Origin of the sequence: Actinoalloteichus sp. AHMU CJ021, assembly GCF_002895405.1 — a bacterium.
Taxonomy (GTDB): Bacteria; Actinomycetota; Actinomycetes; order Mycobacteriales; family Pseudonocardiaceae; genus Actinoalloteichus_B; species Actinoalloteichus_B caeruleus.
In genome coordinates, this window is the sequence record NZ_CP025990.1 from 2,760,504 (window position 1) to 2,780,347 (window position 19,844).

19 protein-coding genes are annotated in these 19,844 nt (G+C 70.6%); 10 read left to right on the plus strand and 9 right to left on the minus strand.

Annotated features, from left to right (window positions below; genetic code table 11):
- Positions 1–76: 76 nt before the first annotated feature.
- The 3 genes from C1701_RS27350 to C1701_RS11690 all read right to left on the minus strand — a co-directional run bounded on the left by C1701_RS27350 (position 77) and on the right by C1701_RS11690 (position 1,182).
- Positions 77–229 carry a hypothetical protein gene (locus C1701_RS27350; protein ID WP_337662239.1) on the minus strand — a complete coding sequence of 51 codons (153 nt, stop codon included), beginning with the start codon at positions 227–229 and terminating at the stop codon, positions 77–79.
- 240 nt (positions 230–469) lie between these two features.
- On the minus strand, positions 470–733 hold the full coding sequence (locus C1701_RS11685) for a hypothetical protein (RefSeq protein ID WP_103055914.1): 264 nt from the start codon (positions 731–733) through the stop codon (positions 470–472).
- The gene (locus C1701_RS11690; RefSeq protein ID WP_103055915.1) at positions 730–1,182 is read right to left on the minus strand and encodes a hypothetical protein; all 453 of its coding nucleotides are present in this window, start codon (positions 1,180–1,182) and stop codon (positions 730–732) included. The genes C1701_RS11685 and C1701_RS11690 overlap by 4 nt, the downstream gene beginning before the upstream one ends.
- 243 nt (positions 1,183–1,425) lie before the next feature.
- On the opposite strand from C1701_RS11690, the gene C1701_RS11695 reads away from it, so the two are divergent.
- The 3 genes from C1701_RS11695 (at position 1,426) to C1701_RS11705 (ending at position 2,955) form a co-directional block, all read left to right on the plus strand.
- A complete protein-coding gene (locus C1701_RS11695) occupies positions 1,426–2,292 on the plus strand; it encodes a helix-turn-helix domain-containing protein (RefSeq protein WP_103055916.1) in 867 nt (288 codons plus the stop codon).
- Between the two features lie 11 nt (positions 2,293–2,303).
- Positions 2,304–2,495 carry a DUF397 domain-containing protein gene (locus C1701_RS11700; protein WP_026419755.1) on the plus strand — a complete coding sequence of 64 codons (192 nt, stop codon included), beginning with the start codon at positions 2,304–2,306 and terminating at the stop codon, positions 2,493–2,495.
- Positions 2,496–2,757: 262 nt separating this feature from the next.
- On the plus strand, positions 2,758–2,955 hold the full coding sequence (locus tag C1701_RS11705; protein ID WP_103055917.1) for a DUF397 domain-containing protein: 198 nt from the start codon (positions 2,758–2,760) through the stop codon (positions 2,953–2,955).
- A 51-nt stretch (positions 2,956–3,006) separates the two neighbouring features.
- On the opposite strand, the gene rdgB is transcribed toward C1701_RS11705, so the two are convergent.
- Positions 3,007–3,567 (minus strand): RdgB/HAM1 family non-canonical purine NTP pyrophosphatase, encoded by a 561-nt coding sequence (gene rdgB, locus C1701_RS11710; RefSeq protein WP_103055918.1) that lies wholly within the window; start codon positions 3,565–3,567, stop codon positions 3,007–3,009.
- A gap of 172 nt (positions 3,568–3,739) precedes the next feature.
- Here rdgB and C1701_RS11715 point away from each other — a divergent pair, with 172 nt between their 5' ends.
- The 3 genes from C1701_RS11715 to C1701_RS11725 all read left to right on the plus strand — a co-directional run bounded on the left by C1701_RS11715 (position 3,740) and on the right by C1701_RS11725 (position 8,819).
- Entirely contained in the window at positions 3,740–5,632 is a 1,893-nt protein-coding gene (locus tag C1701_RS11715) for an NHL domain-containing thioredoxin family protein (protein ID WP_103055919.1), read from the plus strand.
- Between the two features lie 69 nt (positions 5,633–5,701).
- Positions 5,702–6,022 (plus strand): GroES family chaperonin, encoded by a 321-nt coding sequence (locus C1701_RS11720; RefSeq protein ID WP_026066133.1) that lies wholly within the window; start codon positions 5,702–5,704, stop codon positions 6,020–6,022.
- Positions 6,023–6,101: 79 nt separating this feature from the next.
- The gene (locus C1701_RS11725) at positions 6,102–8,819 is read left to right on the plus strand and encodes a VanW family protein (protein ID WP_155886212.1); all 2,718 of its coding nucleotides are present in this window, start codon (positions 6,102–6,104) and stop codon (positions 8,817–8,819) included.
- A 331-nt stretch (positions 8,820–9,150) separates the two neighbouring features.
- Here C1701_RS11725 and C1701_RS11730 read toward each other — a convergent pair whose 3' ends face one another.
- From C1701_RS11730 to dnaK, 4 genes are read right to left on the minus strand one after another with little or no spacing between them, the layout of a single operon-like run.
- Positions 9,151–9,591, minus strand: coding sequence for a heat shock protein transcriptional repressor HspR (locus C1701_RS11730; RefSeq protein ID WP_026419751.1), 441 nt, complete (start codon positions 9,589–9,591; stop codon positions 9,151–9,153).
- A gap of 2 nt (positions 9,592–9,593) precedes the next feature.
- A complete protein-coding gene (dnaJ, locus tag C1701_RS11735) occupies positions 9,594–10,757 on the minus strand; it encodes a molecular chaperone DnaJ (RefSeq protein WP_026419750.1) in 1,164 nt (387 codons plus the stop codon).
- Between the two features lie 18 nt (positions 10,758–10,775).
- Complete coding sequence (gene grpE, locus C1701_RS11740; RefSeq protein ID WP_026419749.1) at positions 10,776–11,534, minus strand: nucleotide exchange factor GrpE; 759 nt, start codon at positions 11,532–11,534, stop codon at positions 10,776–10,778.
- Complete coding sequence (gene dnaK, locus C1701_RS11745) at positions 11,531–13,405, minus strand: molecular chaperone DnaK (RefSeq protein ID WP_026419748.1); 1,875 nt, start codon at positions 13,403–13,405, stop codon at positions 11,531–11,533. Before dnaK ends, grpE begins: the two co-directional genes overlap by 4 nt.
- Before the next feature lie 690 nt (positions 13,406–14,095).
- Here dnaK and C1701_RS11750 point away from each other — a divergent pair.
- The gene (locus C1701_RS11750) at positions 14,096–16,183 is read left to right on the plus strand and encodes an Ig-like domain-containing protein (protein ID WP_103055921.1); all 2,088 of its coding nucleotides are present in this window, start codon (positions 14,096–14,098) and stop codon (positions 16,181–16,183) included.
- A gap of 149 nt (positions 16,184–16,332) precedes the next feature.
- Here the strand turns inward: C1701_RS11750 and C1701_RS11755 are convergent, their stop codons facing one another.
- A complete protein-coding gene (locus C1701_RS11755) occupies positions 16,333–16,884 on the minus strand; it encodes a MarR family winged helix-turn-helix transcriptional regulator (RefSeq protein WP_051314171.1) in 552 nt (183 codons plus the stop codon).
- A gap of 68 nt (positions 16,885–16,952) precedes the next feature.
- Here C1701_RS11755 and C1701_RS11760 point away from each other — a divergent pair, with 68 nt between their 5' ends.
- From C1701_RS11760 to C1701_RS11770, 3 genes are all read left to right on the plus strand, one after another.
- Positions 16,953–17,612 (plus strand): SgcJ/EcaC family oxidoreductase, encoded by a 660-nt coding sequence (locus C1701_RS11760; protein ID WP_253860237.1) that lies wholly within the window; start codon positions 16,953–16,955, stop codon positions 17,610–17,612.
- A 305-nt stretch (positions 17,613–17,917) separates the two neighbouring features.
- Positions 17,918–19,225: an AAA family ATPase gene (locus C1701_RS11765; RefSeq protein ID WP_026419745.1), complete on the plus strand. Its 1,308-nt coding sequence runs from the start codon at positions 17,918–17,920 to the stop codon at positions 19,223–19,225.
- A 6-nt stretch (positions 19,226–19,231) separates the two neighbouring features.
- Complete coding sequence (locus tag C1701_RS11770; protein ID WP_035292527.1) at positions 19,232–19,816, plus strand: RloB family protein; 585 nt, start codon at positions 19,232–19,234, stop codon at positions 19,814–19,816.
- Positions 19,817–19,844: the final 28 nt, after the last annotated feature.

Below are 19,844 nucleotides of genomic sequence, written 5' to 3' on the forward strand. Positions count from 1 at the left end.
TCCGGCAGGTGGGGGCGGACCCGCCGCGACCGCACCACCAGGGGCGACACCGTCTCGGTGTCCTCGGGGGCCGGGGTCACGGGGTGGGGCCGGGGAACAGGGTGGTCAGCGACCGGGACAGCGGGTGGTCCTCGACGGCCGAGCGGAACGAGGCGACCAGGCCCACCACGACGCTCAGGGCTAAGCAGCCGGTGAGGACCGAGACAACGACGGGGACGAGAACGATCACGAGTGAGGGGTCCTTCGGTCAGCAGGGGTGCACCGCGCGGGCCGTGGCGCACCGACAGCGGGCAGCAACGGAGGGGTGGTCGCCCGGTGGGAACCGGGAACAACAGGGGGGCCGGGGTGTCCCGGTTCGACCCACCGGGCGACCGGGCAGCCACCACCCCCGACAGGCCGCGCGATTCCACACACGGGGAGGCGGGAGGACACGACCCGAAGGGGAGGCACCGGGGGTGAGCGGCTGCGATCAGGAGTCGGTGGGGCCGGGGTCCTTCGGGACGACGATCGCACCGACCGGTCTCGGACGAGGAGCGGAGGGTGGCCTGCGGCGGGGGCGACGGGGACGGGGCCAGGGATGCCCGGCGGCGATCAACGCCTGACGGGTGGTGCGCCGGACCCGACGCAGCCGGATGGTTCCGCGGAGCGGGGGAAGCAGGACGCGGTCGGCCCATTCCACGGTCCACAGCAGGGTCAGGGCGGCCCAGGCTCCGAGGGCTGCGGACAGGATCACGCGACCCGCCCCCGGGGGTGTCGGGATGGGGCCGGGAGGGGGAGGTGTCCGCTGAGGACGGTGACCCACCCCGGGTCGGGGCCTTCGACCGCAGGCGGGAGGGTGGTGGGGGTGGGGCGCCAGTGATGGCGGCCGGTGTCCTCACTGTCGGTGTTCGTTCCGGTGTCGGGGTGGGTGCTGGCGTAGGCGGTTCCGGGTACCGATGGCCAGGGGCGGGCGGGACGTCCGCAGCCAGTGGGACTTGTGCGCGCTGGGGTCGACCACGGGGTGTCCGAGGTGGCCCGGAGGACGCCATCAGCGGGGAGTGGGCCGCTGAGGAACACCACGCCGCTGACGGTGACCACGGCACGGATCGGCTGGTCAGGGCGTCCTCGGTGCCGGCGGTACACCTCGGCGAGCAGGACGGCTACGGCCAGTAGCATGGCTACCGGGATGGGATCGACGGGCATTGCGTCGGTTCCTCTCTTCAAGGAGGGGCTGGGCGGCCCGCACAGTCAGCCCGGCCCCTTCGCTATGTCGTAGAGCTTTCATAGCGCATATGTGGCTACAAGAGGAACGTCACAGACAGCAAAATCGCATATTCGGAAGGAGTTTTCACTCCAACGGATTAGGTGTGACCCTGCCGGCAGGAGAGGCGACGGCGACGGTGGCTGCCCGGTCACGCTACGAAGTAAGGATGGCAAGCTAACGACATGCCCACACCCACCGTGCGACGGCTACAGCTCGGCAACGAGCTCCGCCACCTGCGCGAACGCACAGGTCTGACGCTGGAGGAAGCCGGGAAGGCGATCGAACGCTCGCAAGCCGTGATGTCGCGGCTGGAGCACGGCGTCACAGGCTTGAGACAGCGCGATCTGCGAGCGTTGGTGGAGTTCTACCAGGAGCGTGTCATCGACAACGACGCGGTGGACGTGGAGTGGTACCTGAGCCTGAACAAGGGCGCCGACCAACGGGGCCACTGGAGCGGATACCGCGCTGCGTACGCGAAGTACTTCCGCATGGCTGTCGACCTCGAAGCTGATGCCTCGACCATCAACTGGTACGAGGTCGAGATCGTTCCGGGGCTACTCCAGACCGAGGAGTACGTTCGGGCCCTGTTCACCGAAGCGGGCACCCAGAGCGCTTCGGAAAGCCTGATACAGGCAAGGCTGGAACGTCGCACCGTACTCGTCTCCCACCAGGCACCCTGCGTTACGTTCGTACTGTCCGAGTCGTGCATCAAGCGGGTACAGGGATCACCAGCGGTGATGCAGGGGCAGATCCGATACTTGCTCGACATCTCCGAGCAAGAGAACGTCAGGATGCACATACTGCCGTTCCGCTCCAGAGCAGCCGGCAACGCGCGTTACCAGTTCACCCACTACGTCATACCGGCAGCTGGTAAGGCATCACCGTTGGAATTCGTGTACACAGAGTCATACCGGGCTGGCGAGTATTTTGATGATCCAGATTCGATTTCCAGCTACAAGCAGCTTTGGGGCAGGCTGCTGGGCTCTGCTCTGGACACTGTTGACACCCGCAACTACCTCATACACGCACAGAGCAGCTATTCGGAGTAAGGACCATGCAGATGGACGTAGTCCTGGCCAACTGGCGGAAGTCAACGCGCAGCAGCGGCAACGATGGTGGATGCGTGGAGATTGGCGGTGCACCGGGCCTCGTCGGCATCCGCGACACCAAGAACCGCGCCGGTGGCACCCTCGTCGTCAGTCGCCACACCTTCAGCAGCTTCCTCACGGCGGTCAAGGCCGGCCGCCTCTGACAGCACCAGCCCGCCGGCCACCCCACCCGGCCGGCGGGCACCCCGCCCAGCCGTCAACGCGAGCCTTGCTCGCGACGGCTACGGACGAGCTTGGTCACCGTGCTAGGCCAAACAGGGGCGGCGGCATACCAAGTCGACCGATAGCCCACCCTCCGACGAACCGGCAAGCTGGGTAACTGTCCCTACTTGCCGAACCGGGAGCCCAAGCGGGTCGCACCACACCTCCCGGCCGACGTGGTTCCCCTCTCCGAGGACGTGGCACATGGACGCGAGCATGACCCTGACCAACTGGCGGAAGTCGAGTCGGAGCAGCAACGGCGCTCACGACTGTGTCGAGGTGGGTTCCACGTCGGCCGTGGTGGCTGTGCGGGACACGAAGAACCGTGCAGGGGGAATGCTCGTCGTTGACCACGAGGTGTTCGCCGCCTTCGTCGGCTCCCTGAAGCGGACCGGCGTCTGAGCCGCCCGTCTTGGGCGGAGGGGTTCGTGTCGCGGCGACCGGTTCACCCGGTCAAGTGGTAGGAGCGGCGAGACCGAGGCCGCGTCGCAGGGCGTCCACGGCGTGGCGGCGGTGGGAGATCCGGTGCTTCTCGGCCGTGTCCATCTCGGCGTACGTGCGGTCCTCGCCCTCCGGGATGAAGATGGAGTCGTAGCCGAACCCGTTGCCGCCCCGGGGTGCGTGGGCCACGCTCCCCCGCAGCGTCCCGGTGAAGACGCGCACGCCGTCGGCGTCCGCGTAGCCGAGGGCGGTGGTGGCCGTGGCGGCGCGGTTGGAGTAGCCGGCGGCCATCCGCACCAGGCCCTCGACCCCCTGCGCCTTGAGGAACCACGCGATGAGGGGGCCGGGCAGCCCGTTCCAGGCGTCGAACGTGAGAGCCGTGTCGTCGACGAGCACCGGCGCCCGCCGGGTCCGGTAGGCCTGCGCGGCCTTGTGACGGACCACCTCCTCGACGTCCAGGGACTGGATCTCCACCAGCTCGTCCCGCACGGCGGTGACGGGAACGCCCAGCAGCTCGGTGTACTCCGCCGCCTTGTGCGCGTTCCCGGTGATCAGGGTGATCGGAGCGACCACGGGGACTCCTCCGGGCCTTCGGTGTTCCTGGACTACGGCCTCGCTCGTCGGCCGCACCCGCCACCGCTCCCACCGCCGACCCTCGGCCGGGTCCGGGCGACCGTGAACGGGCGCACCTGATCGTCTCGTGGGTGCCGGAACATTCCGCCGGCGCGTCGCGTTTACTCGCGACGTGACTTCTGTACAGCGGCGGGCCAGGGTCCGCGCCCCGGAGCTCACCGGGCGCGGCTGGTTGAACACGGGCGGTGAGACGGTCCGCCTCGCGGACCTGCGGGGCAAGGTCGTCCTGTTGGACTTCTGGACCTTTTGCTGCGTCAACTGCCTGCACGTCCTCGACGAGCTGCGTCCCCTGGAGGAGGAGTTCTCCGACGTCCTCGTGACGATCGGCGTCCACTCGCCGAAGTTCACCCACGAGGCTGACCCGGACGCCCTCGCCGCCGCCGTCGAGCGCTACTCGGTCGAGCACCCGGTGCTCGACGACCCCGAGCTGGTGACCTGGCAGAACTACGCGGTCAAGGCCTGGCCGACGTTGGTGTTGATCGACCCCGAGGGGTACGTGGTGCACGTCGCCGCCGGGGAGGGGCACGTCGAGACCCTGCGCGACCTGGTCGCGGAGATCGTCAGCGAGCACGCGGACAAGGGCACCCTGCACCGGGGCTCCGGCCCCTACACCCCGCCGCCACCCGCCTCCACCGAGTTGCGCTTCCCCGGCGCGGTGACCGCACTGCCCGGCGGGACGCTGCTGGTCAGCGACACCGCCCACCACAGCCTCGTCGAGCTCGCCGCCGACGGGACGACCGTCCTCCGCCGCATCGGCAGTGGTCAGCGCGGCCGGAGCGACGGGCCGGCCGAGGAGGCGACGTTCTCCGAGCCCGGCGGCAGCACCCTGCTGCCCCCCGACCTCGCCGAGGCGCTGGGCGTCCACGTGGTGGTCGCCGACACCGTCAACCACCTGCTGCGGGGGGTGAATCTGGACACGGGCGAGGTCAGGACGCTCGCCGGCACCGGGGAGCAGTGGCGGGACGGCGCGGACGCCGGCCCCGGCACCGAGGTCCCGCTCACCAGTCCGTGGGACGTGGCCTGGTGGGAGCCGGCCGGTGGAGTGGTGGTCGCGATGGCCGGGAACCACACCCTGGGACTCTACGACCCGGGGAGCGGCACCGTGCGGCGCTTCGCCGGCACGACCGTCGAGGGCCTGGCCGACGGGCCCGCAGGGGAGGCGTTCTTCGCGCAGACCTCCGCCCTGGCCGCCGCCGACGACCGCCTGTGGCTGGTCGACTCCGAGACCTCCGCGCTGCGGTGGCTCGAACGCGCGACAGCCCCGGCCGGGGGTGACGAGCCGCACTTCGTGGTGCGCACCGCCGTCGGAACGGGGCTGTTCGACTTCGGGCACCGCGACGGGTCCGCCGGCGAGGCGTTGTTCCAACACCCGTTGGGCGTCGCCGTGCTCCCGGACGGCAGCGTCGCCGTGTCCGACACCTACAACGGCGCGGTGCGCCGGTACGACCCGGCCTCCCAGGAGGTCTCCACCCTGGTCGGTGACCTCGCGGAGCCGGCCGGCGCGACCGTGCTCGACGGGGAACTGGTGGTCGCGCTGTCGGCGGCCCACCGCGTCGAACGCCCCGTGCCGCCCGGCGTCACCGCCCGCATCATCGCCGGGGAGGCCCAGCAGGTGCGGCGCCCCGCCACCGAGGTCGGCAGCGGTCAGGTCAGGCTGGTCGTCGTGTTCGAGCCGCCCGCCGGCCAGAAGCTCGACGAGCGGTACGGGCCGGCGACCCGGCTGGAGGTGACGTCCTCCCCGCCGGAGCTGTTGGTGTCCGGCGCGGGCGTCGACCAGTCCCTCACCCGCGACCTGGTGTTCTCCGACACCGTCGACGAGGGCGTGCTGCACGTCGTCGCCCAAGCGGCCAGCTGCGAGGACTCCGAGCTCGTCGAACACCCGGCCTGCCGGCTGACCAGACAGGACTGGGGGGTGCCGGTGCGCGTGACGCGCGGCGGAACCGCTCGGCTACCCCTGGTGATGGGTGGCCTGGACGAGTCCACAGAGAATCACACCGAGGAGTAACGCTGATATGGTTGTTGTCGGCTGTCGGCCACTGGATGGGCCGCCCGGGACCACGAGTAGGCTCTACCAGTGTCCGTAGCGAAGCTCGAAATCCAGATGCTGCACGACCGCGTCATGGTGCGGGCGTCGCCGGAGGACGGTGAACGGCGCAGCAGCGGCGGTATCGTGATCCCCGCCACCGCGCAGGTCGCCAAGCGGTTGGCCTGGGGTGAGGTCTTCGGAGTGGGGAGCAACGTCCGGACCGTCAAGGTTGGGGACAAGGTGCTCTTCAATCCCGACGAACAGTTCGAGGTCGAAGTCCAGGGCCAGTCGTACCTCGTCATGCGTGAACGCGATCTACATGCTGTCGCGAGCGAACAGACCGAGCACGGAACCGGTCTGTACTTGTGACCCGTGACCCGAACGTGATGGCGAGCAGGTAGATCAGACCGCCACAAGGCCCCACACGTTCGATGGCGAAGGGGAGACGGTGCCAGACAGGGACAGGGACATGCCCCACGGTCAGCAGCGGCCGGACGAGACGACGAAGATCGTGCCGTCCATGAGTGGCTCGCTCTTCGACCAGTCATCCGGCGACCAGCCGTCCACGCCGAACGGCCCCGGCACACCGCCAGGCGGGGAGCCGGCCCACGGGTCGGCGCTCCGCCCGGAGGAGACCGGTGGCCGGCGCGACCACGGCCAGTCGGCGACTGGTGGACACCAGGGAGCAGGAGCACCCCGGGACACCGCGCCGACCGGGCAGTCCAACCTCTTCTTCGCCGCGACCCCCTCGAACCCGGAACCCGCCGAGGGCACCACCGTGTTCGTCCGGCCGGTCAGCCCCGGGGTCTGGCAGGGCGGCGAGCCAGCGGCCCCCACCTCCTCCGAGACGGCCCCCGCCCCCAGCCAGGACCAGACCGCGAGGCTCGACGCGCCCGGCTCCGGGCGGACCCCGGCGCGGGAGCCGGTCACCGCGCGCCTCGACGGCGACGCCACCACGGTCAGCGCTCCCATCGGCGGGCGACTGGACGGCGAGGGCGACACCGAACCGCGCCCCCGGCCCGAGCAGGACTCCGAGTCGCGGACCGAGACGATGCCGGCTCCGGCCGCCTCGGCGGACGCCACCACGGTCCACCGCCCCCTTGACGCCACCCGGTCCAACGCCGCCGAAGCGACCACGGCCGCGCTGCCGGGAACGCCGCCCCGGGGCACCCACGTCGGGGAACCGGTCACCACCGACCTCGACCAGCCGACCGAGGTCATCCCGGTGATCCCGGCGGCCCAGCACCCCGGTGGCCCGCCCACCGCGGCCACCGAACCCTTCTCCCCGGCGGCCGGCTTAACCGGACCGGGGACGACCCCGGGCGACCAGGCGGTCACCGGAGGGCACCCGGGTGGCCCCCCAACGACCGGCGGCCCCGGCGGCCCACCACCTCAGCAGCCCCCCGGGCCCGACAAGCCCGCCGGCGGATCCGGAAAGCGGAGGACGCTGGTCAAGGCGGCCATCGCCGTCGCGGCCACCATCGCGGGCCTCGCCGTCCTCTACGGCGTGGACATGGCGATGAGCTCCGGGAAGGTGCCGCGTGGCGTCGAGGTCGCCGGCGTCGACATCGGCGGCATGGACCGGATGGCCGCCGAGGAACGACTGCGCGACGAGATCGGGCCCCGCCTCGGGCAGCCGATCGAGGTCACCGGCGGGGACGTCACCGCCGCGATCGAACCGGACAACGCCGGGCTGAGCATGAACTGGTCCGAGACCATGCAACTGGTCGGCGACCAGCCGCTCAACCCGATCACCAGGCTGACCTCCTTCTTCTCGACCACCGAGATCGCCCCCGTGCCGCAGGCGGACCGCGACCAGCTCGCCAGTGCCGTCTCCGACCTCGCCCCCGAGTTCGACAGGGAGGCCAAGGAGGGCGACATCCGGTTCGAGGGATCCGAGGCCGTGCCCGTGAACCCCGTCGCCGGTCAGCGGCTCGACGTGGACGGCGCCGTCGACGTGCTCATGCGTGACTGGGCCAACGGCCACTCCGTCGCGTTGCCCGTCGAGGTGGAGGAGGTCGGGACCACCGAGGAGGGCGTCCAGCTCGCGCTGGAGGAGGTGGCCCGCCCGGCCGTGTCCGGGCCGCTCACCGTCACCGGCGAGGGCGCCAACGCGATCGTCGAGCCAGCCACCATCGGTGAACTCCTCACCTTCACCCCCGGGGAGAACGGGGGGTTGGACCACGAGATCGACCGCGAGGCGCTCACCGAGAACCTGTCCGAGCAGCTGAAGGACACCGAGGAGAAGGGCCAGGACGCGGAGATCGTCTTCAGCGGTGGGTCCCCCTCGGTGAAGCCGTCGGTCGACGGCAGGGCGATCAACTGGGAGACCACCCTCGAACCCCTGGAGGAGACCATCCTCCGAGGCGCCGACCGGCGACTGGCCGCCCACTACGAGGACGAACCCGCCGAGGTCACCACCGAGGACGCGGAGAACCTGGGCGTCAAGGAGGTCATCGGCGAGTTCACCACGGGTGGGTTCGCCCCCGACTCCGGGCAGAACATCAAGCGGGCCGCCGAACAGGTGAACGGCGCGATCGTCAAGCCGGGCGACACCTTCAGCCTCAACGGGCACACCGGCCCGAGGCAGGCCGCCCAGGGCTACGTCGACGCCGGCATCATCGAGCAGGGCAAGCCGGGCCGGGCCGTCGGTGGGGGCATCTCGCAGTTCGCCACCACCCTGTACAACGCCTACTACTTCGCCGGCCTGGAGGACGTCCGCCACCAGGAGCACAGCTACTACATCAGCCGGTACCCGATGGGCCGGGAGGCGACGGTCTTCCAGAACCCCGATGGCAGCAGCGTCATCGACGTGTCGTTCCGCAACAACCTCGACCACGGCGTCGCGATCCAGACCATCTGGACGCCCAGCGACATCACGGTCAGGATCTGGGGCACCAAGCAGTACCAGGTCGAGTCGGACACCGGGGAGCCCTTCGACCACAAGGACCCCGAGACGGTGGAGGTCAGCGACCCGGAGTGCAGCCCGAGCGCGGGCGGCCGCGGCTTCTCGGTCACCGACACCCGGGTCATCAAGGACCTGAGCGGCCAGGAGGTCCGCCGGGAGCCGCGCACCGTCCACTACCGGCCGCAGCCGAAGATCGAGTGCGTCGCTCGCGGCGGCGGTGGTGACGCCGGCAGCAGCGCCGCGAGCACCGGCGGCTGAGCGCCGGGCGGGAGCGCGGCGCTCTCGGACGAGCTGACGAACGGCCGGGGAGCACTCCCCGGCCGTTCCTCGTTCCTGGCCCCGAGCACCCGGACCACGGGGTCCGGGCCGTCGATGGTGTCGGCGGTCGATGAACGTGCCGGAGCCGACGGCCAGCCCGGGTGAGCCCGGGCACGGGACGGACGAGCGGTGGTGTTCCGCGTGCCCGGTGCCGAGGCGGGGCCGGGGCGTCACGCGAGAGCGTCGTCATGGGGGCCGGTCGCGGCATGACGAGGGGCGGCGCCCGGTTCCACACCGGACGCCGCTCCTCATCGCTGGCGGTACCGCGCGCTCAGCGGCGAGGTTTGGGCTTCCAGACCACCAGCGCGGTCTCCCGTCGTCCCGGCAGCGGGACGAGTTCCCTGCGGTAGGAGGCGTGCACGGCGGCGGCCGCCTGCTCCGCGGCGACATGGGCCGCCGCGACCTGCTCGGACAGCTCCGCGACCCGGTCCCGCAGCGCCTCCAGCTCGTTCTCCAACTCGATGATCCGCTTGATCCCGGCCAGGTTGACGCCCTCGTCCTGGGACAGCCGTTGGACCTCGCGGAGCAGACCGATGTCCCTCGGCGAGTAGCGACGACCCCCGCCGTTGGCCCGGCCGGGTGAGACCAGGCCCATCCGGTCGTAGGTGCGCAGGGTCTGCGCGTGCAGGCCGGAGAGCTGGGCCGCCACCGAGATGACGAACATCGGGGTGTCCTCGTCGGCACCGGCAGGGAACGGGAAACCCGGGGTCATGCCTACCTCCCGTCCTCCGCGCGCCGCAGGATCTCCGCGCGCGGATCGTGGTCCGCGGTGGCCTCGGCGTAGGCCTCCAACGCTGCCCTGGCCGCGTCGTCGAGCTTGCTGGGAACGCTCACCCGCAGGGTGACCAGCAGGTCGCCGACCCGTCCGTCGCGTCGTTCGATCCCCTTGCCCCGGACCCGGAGGGTCCGGCCGCTGGCGGTGCCGGGAGCCACCTTGAGTGACACCCTTCCGTCCAGGGTGGGCACGGTCAAGGTCGTTCCCAGCGTCAGCTCGGGGAACGTCACCGGAACGGTCACCGTGAGGTTGTCGCCGTCCCGCCCGAACACCGGGTGGGGGGTGACGTGCACCAGCACGAAGAGGTCGCCGGTGGGCCCGTTGTCGCGGCCGGGCTCCCCGCGCCCCGCCAGCCGGATGCGCTGACCGTTGGACACCCCGGCCGGGATGCGGACGGTCAGGGTCCGCGTCTGGGTGGTGACGCCCTCGCCGGCGCAGTCCGGGCAGGGTTGGTCGATCAGCTTGCCCGACCCCCGGCAGTCCCGGCACGGCTCGCTGAACGCGAACGCACCCTGGCTGCGGTTGACCAGGCCGGCACCGCCGCAGTTCGGGCACGTGCGCGGACTGGTGCCCACCTTCGCACCCGAGCCGCCGCAGGTCTGGCAGGACGCCGGGCTGGAGAGCCGCAGCGGCACCGTGGCACCCCGCACCGCCTCGGTGAAGTCGATGCTGATCTCGGTCTCCACGTCGGCGCCGCGCTGGGCGCGGGTACCGCCGCCACCGCGACGGCGGCCGAAGAGACCGCCGAAGAGGTCGCCCAGGCTCTCGGCTCCCGAGGACCCGCCCCGGTTGCCGAACATGTCGCCGAAGTCGAAGCCACCCGACCCGAAACCGTCGAAGTTGCCGCCGCCGCGGAACCCACCCGACCCGAACAGCCGGCGAGCCTCGTCGTACTGCTTCCGCTTGGAGGCGTCGGACAGCACCCCGTAGGCCTCGGACACCGCCTTGAAGCGGGTCTCGGCCTTGGTGTCACCGGGGTTGGCGTCGGGGTGCAGGTCCCGGGCCAGCTTCCGGTACGACTTCTTGATCTCGTCGGCGGACGCGTCAGGAGGGACGCCCAGCTCCGCGTAGAAGTCCTTCTCGATCCAGTCCCTCGAACTCACCGAACGTCCCTCCCTTCCTCACGCGTCCCGCTCGGCCTGGTCACCGTTGGACGAGCCCTCGTCAGCCACCGGGGTGGGGGTACCGGACGGGTCGTGGTCGGTCACGCCGACCAGCGGTGCCCGCAGCACCCGGTCCCCGAACCGGTAGCCGCGACGCAGCACGGTGGTCACCGTCGGCTCGCTGACGTCGGGCGAGGTGTCGTGCTGCACCGCCTCGTGCACGGACGGGTCGAAGGGATCGCCCTCCGCGCCGTACGGCTCCAGCCCGGCCTTGGTGAGCGTCTCCACGACCTTGTCGCCCACCGCCTTGAAGGGGCCGGTCAGGTCGCCGTGGGCCGCGGCCCGCTCCAGGTCGTCGAGCACGACCAGCAGGTCGGTCGCCAACGCGGCCTTGGCCGAGTTGATCGTGGCCTCCCTGTCGCGCTCGACCCGGCGCCGGTAGTTGGCGTACTCGGCGCTGAGCCGCTGGAGGTCGGCGGTCCGCTCGGCCAGCTGCTGTTCCAGCTCACTGGGGGCGGCGGCCTCGGTCTCCGCGACGGGCGCGTCCTCCGGGGCCGTCTCCACGGCGTCCGCCTCGATGACCACCGGCTCGTCCTCCTGAGGCGCCGACGGCTCCTCGGGGGACGGCTCGGCGCGGTGCCGGCCGCCGTTGCTCTCGGCGTCCGGGTCGCGCGCCTCGCCGGTCTCGGGGTCGATGCGGCGGCGGTCGCGGATCACGACCCTGGGCTGCTCGTCCCCGTTCTCACGATCGGGAAGTTCCTGCCCCTGCGCGCTCACTTCTTGTCGTCCTCGTCCACGATCTCGGCGTCGACGACGTCGTCCTTGGCGCCAGCGCTGCCAGCGCCACCGGAGGCACCGGCGCCGGCGGTCCCGGCCTCACCCTGGCCCGCGTCCCCCGGCGTCGCCCCGGTGTTGGCGTACAGGGCCTGGCCCAGCGCCTGGGACTCGGTGGCCAGCTTCTCCACCGCCGTCTTGATGGCCGCGAGGTCCTCGCCCTTGAGTGCGGTGTTGGCCTCGTCGATGGCGGCCCGCACCTTCTCCTTGACGTCGGCCGGCAGCTTCTCGTCGTTCTCCTTGAGGACCTTCTCGGTCTGGTAGACGAGGCTCTCCGCCTGGTTGCGGGTCTCGGCTTCCTCCCGCCGCTGCTTGTCCTCCTGCGCGTGCTGCTCGGCGTCGCGCATCATGCGGTCGATCTCGTCCTTCGGCAGCGCGGAGCCGCCGCTGATCGTCATCGACTGCTCCTTGCCCGTGCCGAGGTCCTTGGCGTTGACGTGCACGATGCCGTTGGCGTCGATGTCGAAGCTGACCTCGATCTGCGGCACGCCGCGCGGCGCCGGCGGCAGGCCCGTCAGCTCGAAGACGCCCAGCTTCTTGTTGTAGGCCGCGATCTCGCGCTCGCCCTGGAAGACCTGGATCTGCACGGAGGGCTGGTTGTCGTCAGCCGTGGAGAAGATCTCCGACCGCTTGGTGGGGATCGTGGTGTTGCGCTCGATGAGCTTGGTCATCACGCCGCCCTTGGTCTCGATGCCGAGGGAGAGCGGGGTGACGTCGAGCAGCAGCACGTCCTTGACCTCGCCGCGCAGCACGCCGGCCTGGAGCGAGGCGCCGACGGCGACGACCTCGTCCGGGTTGACGCCCTTGTTCGGCTCCCGGCCACCGGTCAGTTCCTTGACCAGCTCGGCGACGGCGGGCATCCGGGTGGAACCGCCGACCAGCACGACATGGTCGATGTCGGCCACGCTGATGCCGGCGTCACGGATGACGTTGTTGAACGGGGTCTTGGTGCGCTCCAGCAGGTCGGAGCTGATGCGCTGGAACTCGGCCCTGGACAGGGTCTCGTCGAGGAACAGCGGGTTCTTCTCGGCGTCGACCGTGATGTAGGGCAGGTTGATGCTCGCGGTGGAGGAGGAGGACAGCTCGATCTTCGCCTTCTCCGCGGCCTCCCGGATCCGCTGCATCGCCATCTTGTCCTTGCTCAGGTCGATGCCCTGGCTGGACTTGAAGCGCTCGACCAGCCAGTCGACGATGCGCTGGTCCCAGTCGTCACCACCGAGGAGGTTGTCACCCGAGGTGGCGCGGACCTCGACGACGCCGTCGCCGATCTCCAGCAGCGAGACGTCGAAGGTGCCGCCACCGAGGTCGAAGACCAGGATGGTCTGTTCCTTCTCGCCCTTGTCGAGGCCGTAGGCCAGCGCGGCCGCGGTGGGCTCGTTGACGATCCGCAGGACGTTCAGGCCCGCGATCTGGCCGGCCTCCTTGGTGGCCTGCCGCTGCGCGTCCTCGAAGTAGGCGGGGACGGTGATCACCGCGTCGGTGACCTCCTCGCCGAGGTACGCCTCGGCGTCCCGCTTGAGCTTCTGCAGCGTCCGGGCGCTGATCTCCTGCGAGGTGTACTTCTTGCCGTCGATCTCGGTGGCCCAGTCGGTGCCCATGTGGCGTTTGACGGACCGGATCGTCCGGTCGACGTTGGTGACGGCCTGGTTCTTGGCCGACTGCCCGACGAGCACTTCGCCGTTGCGGGCGAAGGCCACCACGGACGGCGTCGTGCGCGCACCCTCCGAGTTCGCGATGACCGTCGGCTCACCGCCTTCGAGTACGGCGACCACCGAGTTGGTTGTCCCCAGGTCGATACCGACCGCACGCGACATCGAAGAACCTCCTGCTGCTCTGCTATGCGTTGAGTGGAACGGGCTCAAGTCTGCGCTCACCCGGTCGACGGAGTCAACCAGGCCTTGAGCGTCCCGCGCTCAATCTTTCTGCCACGCCCAACGTGATACCCGTCGCTCTTGTTCCCTGCTCCGGCGCCTTCTTTCGTTTTCCCTGGTCAGGGGCTCGGTAGTTGGCGCGGTGGCCGTGTGGGCCGCGTCGGGTGGCGCGGCGCCCCCGAGCGTTGGCGGGTCGCTGGCGCTGGCGCCTGGTCGGTTCCGCGCGGCCCGCGTGGCCGGGGGCGGGCTGGTGGCCGCGGTCGCTCGACCCGGGTGAGCGGCTCCGGCGGAGGTATCCGGGTCGATGCGCCCGGCGGGATCCGGTCGGGCGGGTGCCCCTTCTTCTCACTCTTTGGAAGATCTCGAACGGGCGATCAAGGTGACGGGAACGGTATTTACCCATCCATTACCCGATGCCGATCAAGGGCACCACCTCGGTGGTTGCGCGAGCGGTGTCACCGACATCACCGCAGGTAGGTAACGAACCGGCCAACTTTGTGCACTATTTCACGAAGATCACTTCCTGGCTTCGTCCCCCTGGTTACGGTCCCCATGTCGCCCAAAAGAGTGATGTCCCTTTCTCGCTCGAAGGCGTGAGGCACTGGGGGCTGGGGTGTGAAGGGAAGGACTTTCATGACCAAGGCGAGTCCCAGACGGGGACTGCTGACGGCGGTGCTCGCCGCCGGTCTGGTGGCCGCGGGGTCGGCCCTGGGCGCCACCACCGCCGCCGCGCAGGTGGAGGAGGAGCCGGCCGGCGAGACGCTGCTCGACGTCGCGGCCGAGGCGCTGCCCACCGAGATGCGGATCGCCGTCCAACGCGACCTCGGCGTCAACGCCGAGGTGTACGCGGAGCGAGCCACGGCGGCGGGGAACGCGTCCCTCGCCAGCGAGGACCTGGAGGCCGAACTCGGAGCCAGCTTCGGCGGGTCCTGGTTCGACAAGGACAGCAGGACCCTGCACGTCAACGTGACCGACGAGTCCGCCGCCGAGGTCGTCCGGGCGGCGGGCGCCCAGGCCCACGTCGGCGGACCGAGCAGGGAGCGGCTGGAAGCCGCCGGTGACCAACTGGCCTCCTGGGTGCGCGGGCTGCCCGAGGCCCAGCGCGACCTCGTGCGCGGGATCGCCGTGAGCAACCGCGAACGCGGCCTCGTCCTCACCGTGTCCGGTGAGGAGGGTGCCGGCGTCGCCTCGGGGCGACCCGACGTGGGCGTCGAGGTGAACGTCGAGAAGCAGGGTGGCCAGCCGAGGCTGGTCGACATCCGGGGCGGCGACGGCTACGTGGCCGGCCGGGACGGCGCGAGCCGACCCAGCGACCTGTACAACCTCTGCTCGTTCGGATTCGCCGCCTACGACTCCGCGCTGAACCCGCTCTTCCTCACGGCGGGCCACTGCCTGGCGCGGGAGGGTTTCGACTCCGTCTACCGCGAGCCCGCCGGGGGCCTCACCTTCCCGGTGGAGAAGATCGGCACCTTCCAGGAGGTGGCGTTCGGCAACGGGTCCGACGACTACGCGACCATCGCGCCGAGCGACGCGGTCTCGACCTCGGTCAACACCTGGGACGGCTCGGCGCGGGCGATCACCGGCGTCGTCGCCCCGCTGGAGGGCATGGAGGTCTGCAAGTCCGGTCGCACCACCGGCTTCACCTGCGGTGAGGTCACCGTGGCCGACACCAACTGGGAGTTCCCCGACGGCGGCGAGATCGTCAGCGTCGACGGCTTCGAGTTCAACGCCTGCGTCGAGGGCGGCGACAGCGGCGGCGCGATCGTCGCCGGCACCCTCGCGGTCGGCATGAGCTCGGCCGCGTACTACGACTACGACGAGAACGGCAACGAGACCTGCCACCCGCAGAGCTCCAGCCCCGAGTTCAGCGAACCACGGGCGCTGGCCGTCTCGCTGGTCAACGACGTGCTGCCCAAGCTCGACGACGTCAACGTGCTGACCGAGCTGGACGCGCCGGTGGTCACCTCGCCGGCGGACGGCGCCAGTGTGGGCGAGGCCCGCCCGACCATCACCGGGGAGGCGGCGCCGCACGCCACCGTCTCGGTGAACCTGGCCGGATCGGACACCACCGTGACGGCGGACGCCGGGGGAGCCTGGTCCTTCCAGCCCGAGGGCGACCTCGGCTACGGCGAGTACACCGTGGCCGTGGCGCAGTCGCTGGCGGTGGGCGGGACCACCGTCAGGTCCGACGAGGGCACCTCCAGCTTCGTGGTCGCACCCGCCGCGCCCGTGATCACCGAGCCCGCCGAGGGCTCGGAGACCGAGGTGCGGCGACCGGTGATCCGTGGGACCGCGATCGCCGAGGCCACCGTGCGGGTGGCCGTCGATGAGCGGGACGCCGTCGAGGTGACGGCCGACGCCGACGGGAACTGGCGGGTCGAGCTCGACGCCGATCTCTCCCTGGGCGACCACACGGTGCGCGCCCTCCAGATCGTCGACGGCTTGGAGTCGGCTGAGGCGACCGTCTCCTTCCGCGTGCTCGGAGGCGGTGGCGAGAGCACCCCGCCGACCACCACCCCGCCTCCGTCCGGCGGTGGCACCGGCGGTGACGACGAGGACGGCGCGGGTAACGGCGGCGGTGGCGGCGGGGATGACCTGGCCGACACCGGTCTCGGTCTCCTGGTGCCGATGCTCGTCGTCGGCGGGGTCGCCCTCGCGGGAGGTACCGCGCTCGTGCTGAAGTTCCGTCGCCGTGGCGCCGAGGGCGGTGAGACGGCCTGATCCGACGCTGACCCCGCCCGGCGCCTCCTGGAGGAACCGGACGGGGAACGTCCCTGGTGAGAGGGGGCGGCCGCACGACGCGGCCGCCCCCTCTCGTCGCGTCCGGGTGGGCGGGGCGTCACCCCACCCACCCCGGGACCGGGAGGGGGTCAGGCCGGCGGGGTGGGCGGCGGGGAGGCCTCCCCGCCCTGGTCGGGCCGGAGGGCCGCCGGGTTCGGGGGCGGGTCGCCCGGGGTGGAGCCCGCCGTCGACTGCTGGCCGGCCGAGCCGCTGGAGCCCACCGCCCCCTGGTACGCCTCGGTCGCGGCGCGGAAGTAGGACAGCAGGCCCGCGCGCTGCTCCTCGGTGAGCGCGCCCACGGCTCGTCCGATGGGTTCCCTGGTCCTGCCGAGCAGCTCGACCAGGGGTGCCGGCAGTCGACCCGTGTGCCGGACCACCGTGCGGCGACGGTCCTCGGGATCGGTGGTGCGTTCCGCCAGCCCGGCCTCTACCAGACGGTCCACGGCGCGGGTCGCGGCGCTCGGGGTGATCCGGAGTCTGGTGGCCAGCTCTCCCGAGGTCATCGGGCCGTCCAGGTCGAGCAGGTTGCTGGCCTGGTAGTCGGTGTGGCCCAGCCCGCTCATGTCCGCTGCCGCCAGGTGGAACCGGACGACGGCGGCCAGGTAGCGGCGGTAGATGGACGTCATCTCGTCAGGGGGCATCGCACCATCCTTGATCGTGTGCAATAATTGAACGAAGTCAATTATTGCACGAAGTGAAGGAGGCTGTGGTGGTCGAGGTGCTGTCCCAGGAACGGGTCGAGACGAGCGATGCTGAGCCCCGCCGGACGCGCCGCCGGTTGTGGTGGGTGCTGGGCGGCCTCGGTGCTGTGCTGGCGCTCGGCGCGGGCGGTGGTTACCTCGCGCTGAAAGCCACCAGTGATGTCGCGAACACGGGCGTGGCCGAGTGTTCCGAGGTCCCCGTCACCACCGGTCTCGGGCCGGAGGTCGTGGCCGAGGCGAGGGCGGGTGCCTGTGCGGCGGTCGCCGAGCTCGGCCGGGCGTGGGCGGAACATGACGCGGAGGCCTACGGCGCCGTGTTCACCGAGAACGCCACCTACACCACCTTCGCCGCCACCCACTACGTCGGACGGGAGGACATCGTGCGCAGCCACGAGGCGCTCTTCGACGGCGTCCTCGCCGGCACCCGCCTGACGGACTCCTACCTCGGGTTGCAGGTCCTGACCGAGGACGTCGCGGTCCTCACCGCGCGCGGCGACACGTATGAGGGCGATGAGCCCGGCGAGCCGAGCAAGGTGCAGACCTACACCCTGCTCCGGGACGGGGGTGCCTGGCGGGTCGCGGCGTTCCAGAACACCCAGCGCCAGGAGGTCATGGAGCGGATCCAGTACCTGTGGATGCCCGAGACCCGGCCAGCCGCCGAGCGGTGAACCACGAGCGGGCGATCGAGCGGCGGTTCTCCGGGGGTGTGCGGGTGGACACTGGCGCGGAGGACGCCGGTGTCCGAACAACGCTCCCCGTCCGCGAGGCGATCGCCCGGTGCGTGGGAAGCGGGTCGCGGTCCCGATGGTGTGCCGCCGCACGGACCCGGTCCCGGCTGTCCCGCCGTGATGTTCACCCACAAGTGCCTGCTGGACCGGCCGTGCACTGGGTACTATCAGGGTGCCGTTCACGACAAGTTTGTGACGCACAGGGCGTCGAAACCGCGCGCACACGGCAGTTGGGGGTGGTGGTCGTGTTGTTGAGGTTCCGAGCCGCCAACCACAAGTCCTTCCGCGACGAGTTCGAGTTGTCGATGATCAGGGCGGGCAGCGCCGTCGGAGCGGGCTACGACGGCGACTGGGCCGATGTCACCCGGAGGGTCGCGGCGATCTACGGGGCCAACGCCTCGGGCAAGACCACCGTCCTCGACGCGCTTCACTTCGCCGTCACCGCCATTCGCCAGTCGAACGTCCACTGGGCGGAGCGCGACACCTTCCCCTACCACCCCTTCAAGCTGGACCAGGAGTCCGCGCGAAGTCCCTCCCGCTACGAGATGGACGTCGTTGTCGACGGAATTCGGCACACGTACGGGTTCCGGAGCAACGGTCGGGGAGTGGTGGAGGAATGGCTGTACTCCTACCCGCGAGGGCGACGGCGGGTGCTGTTCGAGCGGGACGCCTCCAGTCGGACGCCCTATCGTTTCGGCAGGACCCTGAAGGGTGAGAACGCCACGATATCCAAGGTGACGCGGGACAACGCGTTGTTCCTGTCCACTGCGGCCAGCTACCGCCACGAATGGTTGTCCACAGTGCGGGCCTCCATTCTGGGCAAGTTCGATTCGTTCTGGCGCGGGAACGGCGCGACCGACCGACGGTTGGCGGCGGTCAAGAGGATTCTCGAGGGGGACAACGCCGAGGATCGAGCGTCAGTGCTGCTGAGGGTCGCGGATGTCGGAATAACCGGCGTCACCGTGGAGCGAGCCGAGGTCGACGAGAAGTTCCTGGAACTCCTCCGGCACGTGCACGATTTCGTCCAGGCCGAGCACGGCGCCGGCGAGGCTGATTTCAACGACGTCCTCGAGGATGTCAGTCGGCGCCTCCGGTTCTCCCACGCCGGGGCTGCTCCCGACACCTCGGTCATGCTCGGTCTCGACGAGGAGAGCCACGGCACCATCACGTGGTTGACGATGGCACTGCCCGCCCTGGACGTCCTGCGGGCTGGCGGCGTCCTGGTCGTCGACGAGCTCGACAGCAGTCTGCACCCCGTCCTGACCGCCACCCTCGTTCGCATGTTCGAGGAGCCGGCCACCAACACCGCGGGTGCGCAACTCCTCTTCTCGTCCCACGATGTCTCGCTGCTCGGTAAGCTGACCAGGGGCCAGCTGGAACGGGACGAGGTGTGGTTCACCGAGAAGGATTCGTCCGGGGCCAGCCAGCTCTACTCGTTGGCCGAGTTCAGGACCCCCGAAGCGGGGAACGTCGAGAAGCGGTATCTGGAGGGGCGCTTTGGGGCGACGCCGATCGTGGACCTGGGCGAGTTGGTGGGAGCCACGAGCAAGTGAGGCTGGGTGACCAGGCGAGGTACGGGTAGGGACTCCCTCTCGCGGTCCAGGGGAAACCGAAACGAGCGTCGGCGAATCCTGGTCGTCACCGAAGGAAAGGTAACGGAACCCACCTATTTGACCGAGTTGCGGCGGCGCCTCCGCGCGACGGGAGTGAGCGTCAGCGTCGTGCCTGGAAAGCACTCCGACCCATCCAGGGTCGTGGACACGGCGAGGACCCAGCGCGACAACGCGAAGCGCGCGGGGGAGGCCTTCGACAGCGTGTGGTGCGTCGTCGACGTGGACGACCACCGGGGGTTAGCCGATGCGATCAGGGACGCGAGTCGCGCCCGGTTGAAGGTCGCGGTAAGCAACCCCTGCTTCGAGATCTGGCTGTTGTGGCACTGCGAGGACCAGACGGGCGCGATCAGCTCCAAGGCGCTCCGGAAGCGGGTGGAGCGGTACCTCGACGGCAAACGCCTCCTCCCCACGTTCCCCTACGGTGCCTGGGGTGAAGCCTGTCGGAGAGCGGCGATGGACAACCCCGCCGTGCCTCCCGCGAACCCTGGCAGCGGAGTGGGCGAGCTGGTCATCGAGATGTCCGGGACGTAGCCGGCGGAGTCGGGACGCACCGTCGGGA

Excerpts from the sequence above, each read along its gene's own strand:
- C1701_RS11700 (WP_026419755.1), top strand. The coding sequence starts at position 2,304 with ATGGACGTAGTCCTGGCCAACTGGCGGAAGTCAACGCGCAGCAGCGGC.
- C1701_RS11750 (WP_103055921.1), top strand. The coding sequence starts at position 14,096 with ATGACCAAGGCGAGTCCCAGACGGGGACTGCTGACGGCGGTGCTCGCC.
- C1701_RS11690 (WP_103055915.1), bottom strand. The coding sequence starts at position 1,182 with ATGCCCGTCGATCCCATCCCGGTAGCCATGCTACTGGCCGTAGCCGTC.
- C1701_RS11755 (WP_051314171.1), bottom strand. The coding sequence starts at position 16,884 with ATGCCCCCTGACGAGATGACGTCCATCTACCGCCGCTACCTGGCCGCC.
- C1701_RS11730 (WP_026419751.1), bottom strand. The coding sequence starts at position 9,591 with ATGACCCCGGGTTTCCCGTTCCCTGCCGGTGCCGACGAGGACACCCCG.
- C1701_RS11705 (WP_103055917.1), top strand. The coding sequence starts at position 2,758 with ATGGACGCGAGCATGACCCTGACCAACTGGCGGAAGTCGAGTCGGAGC.
- dnaK (WP_026419748.1), bottom strand. The coding sequence starts at position 13,405 with ATGTCGCGTGCGGTCGGTATCGACCTGGGGACAACCAACTCGGTGGTC.
- C1701_RS11695 (WP_103055916.1), top strand. The coding sequence starts at position 1,426 with ATGCCCACACCCACCGTGCGACGGCTACAGCTCGGCAACGAGCTCCGC.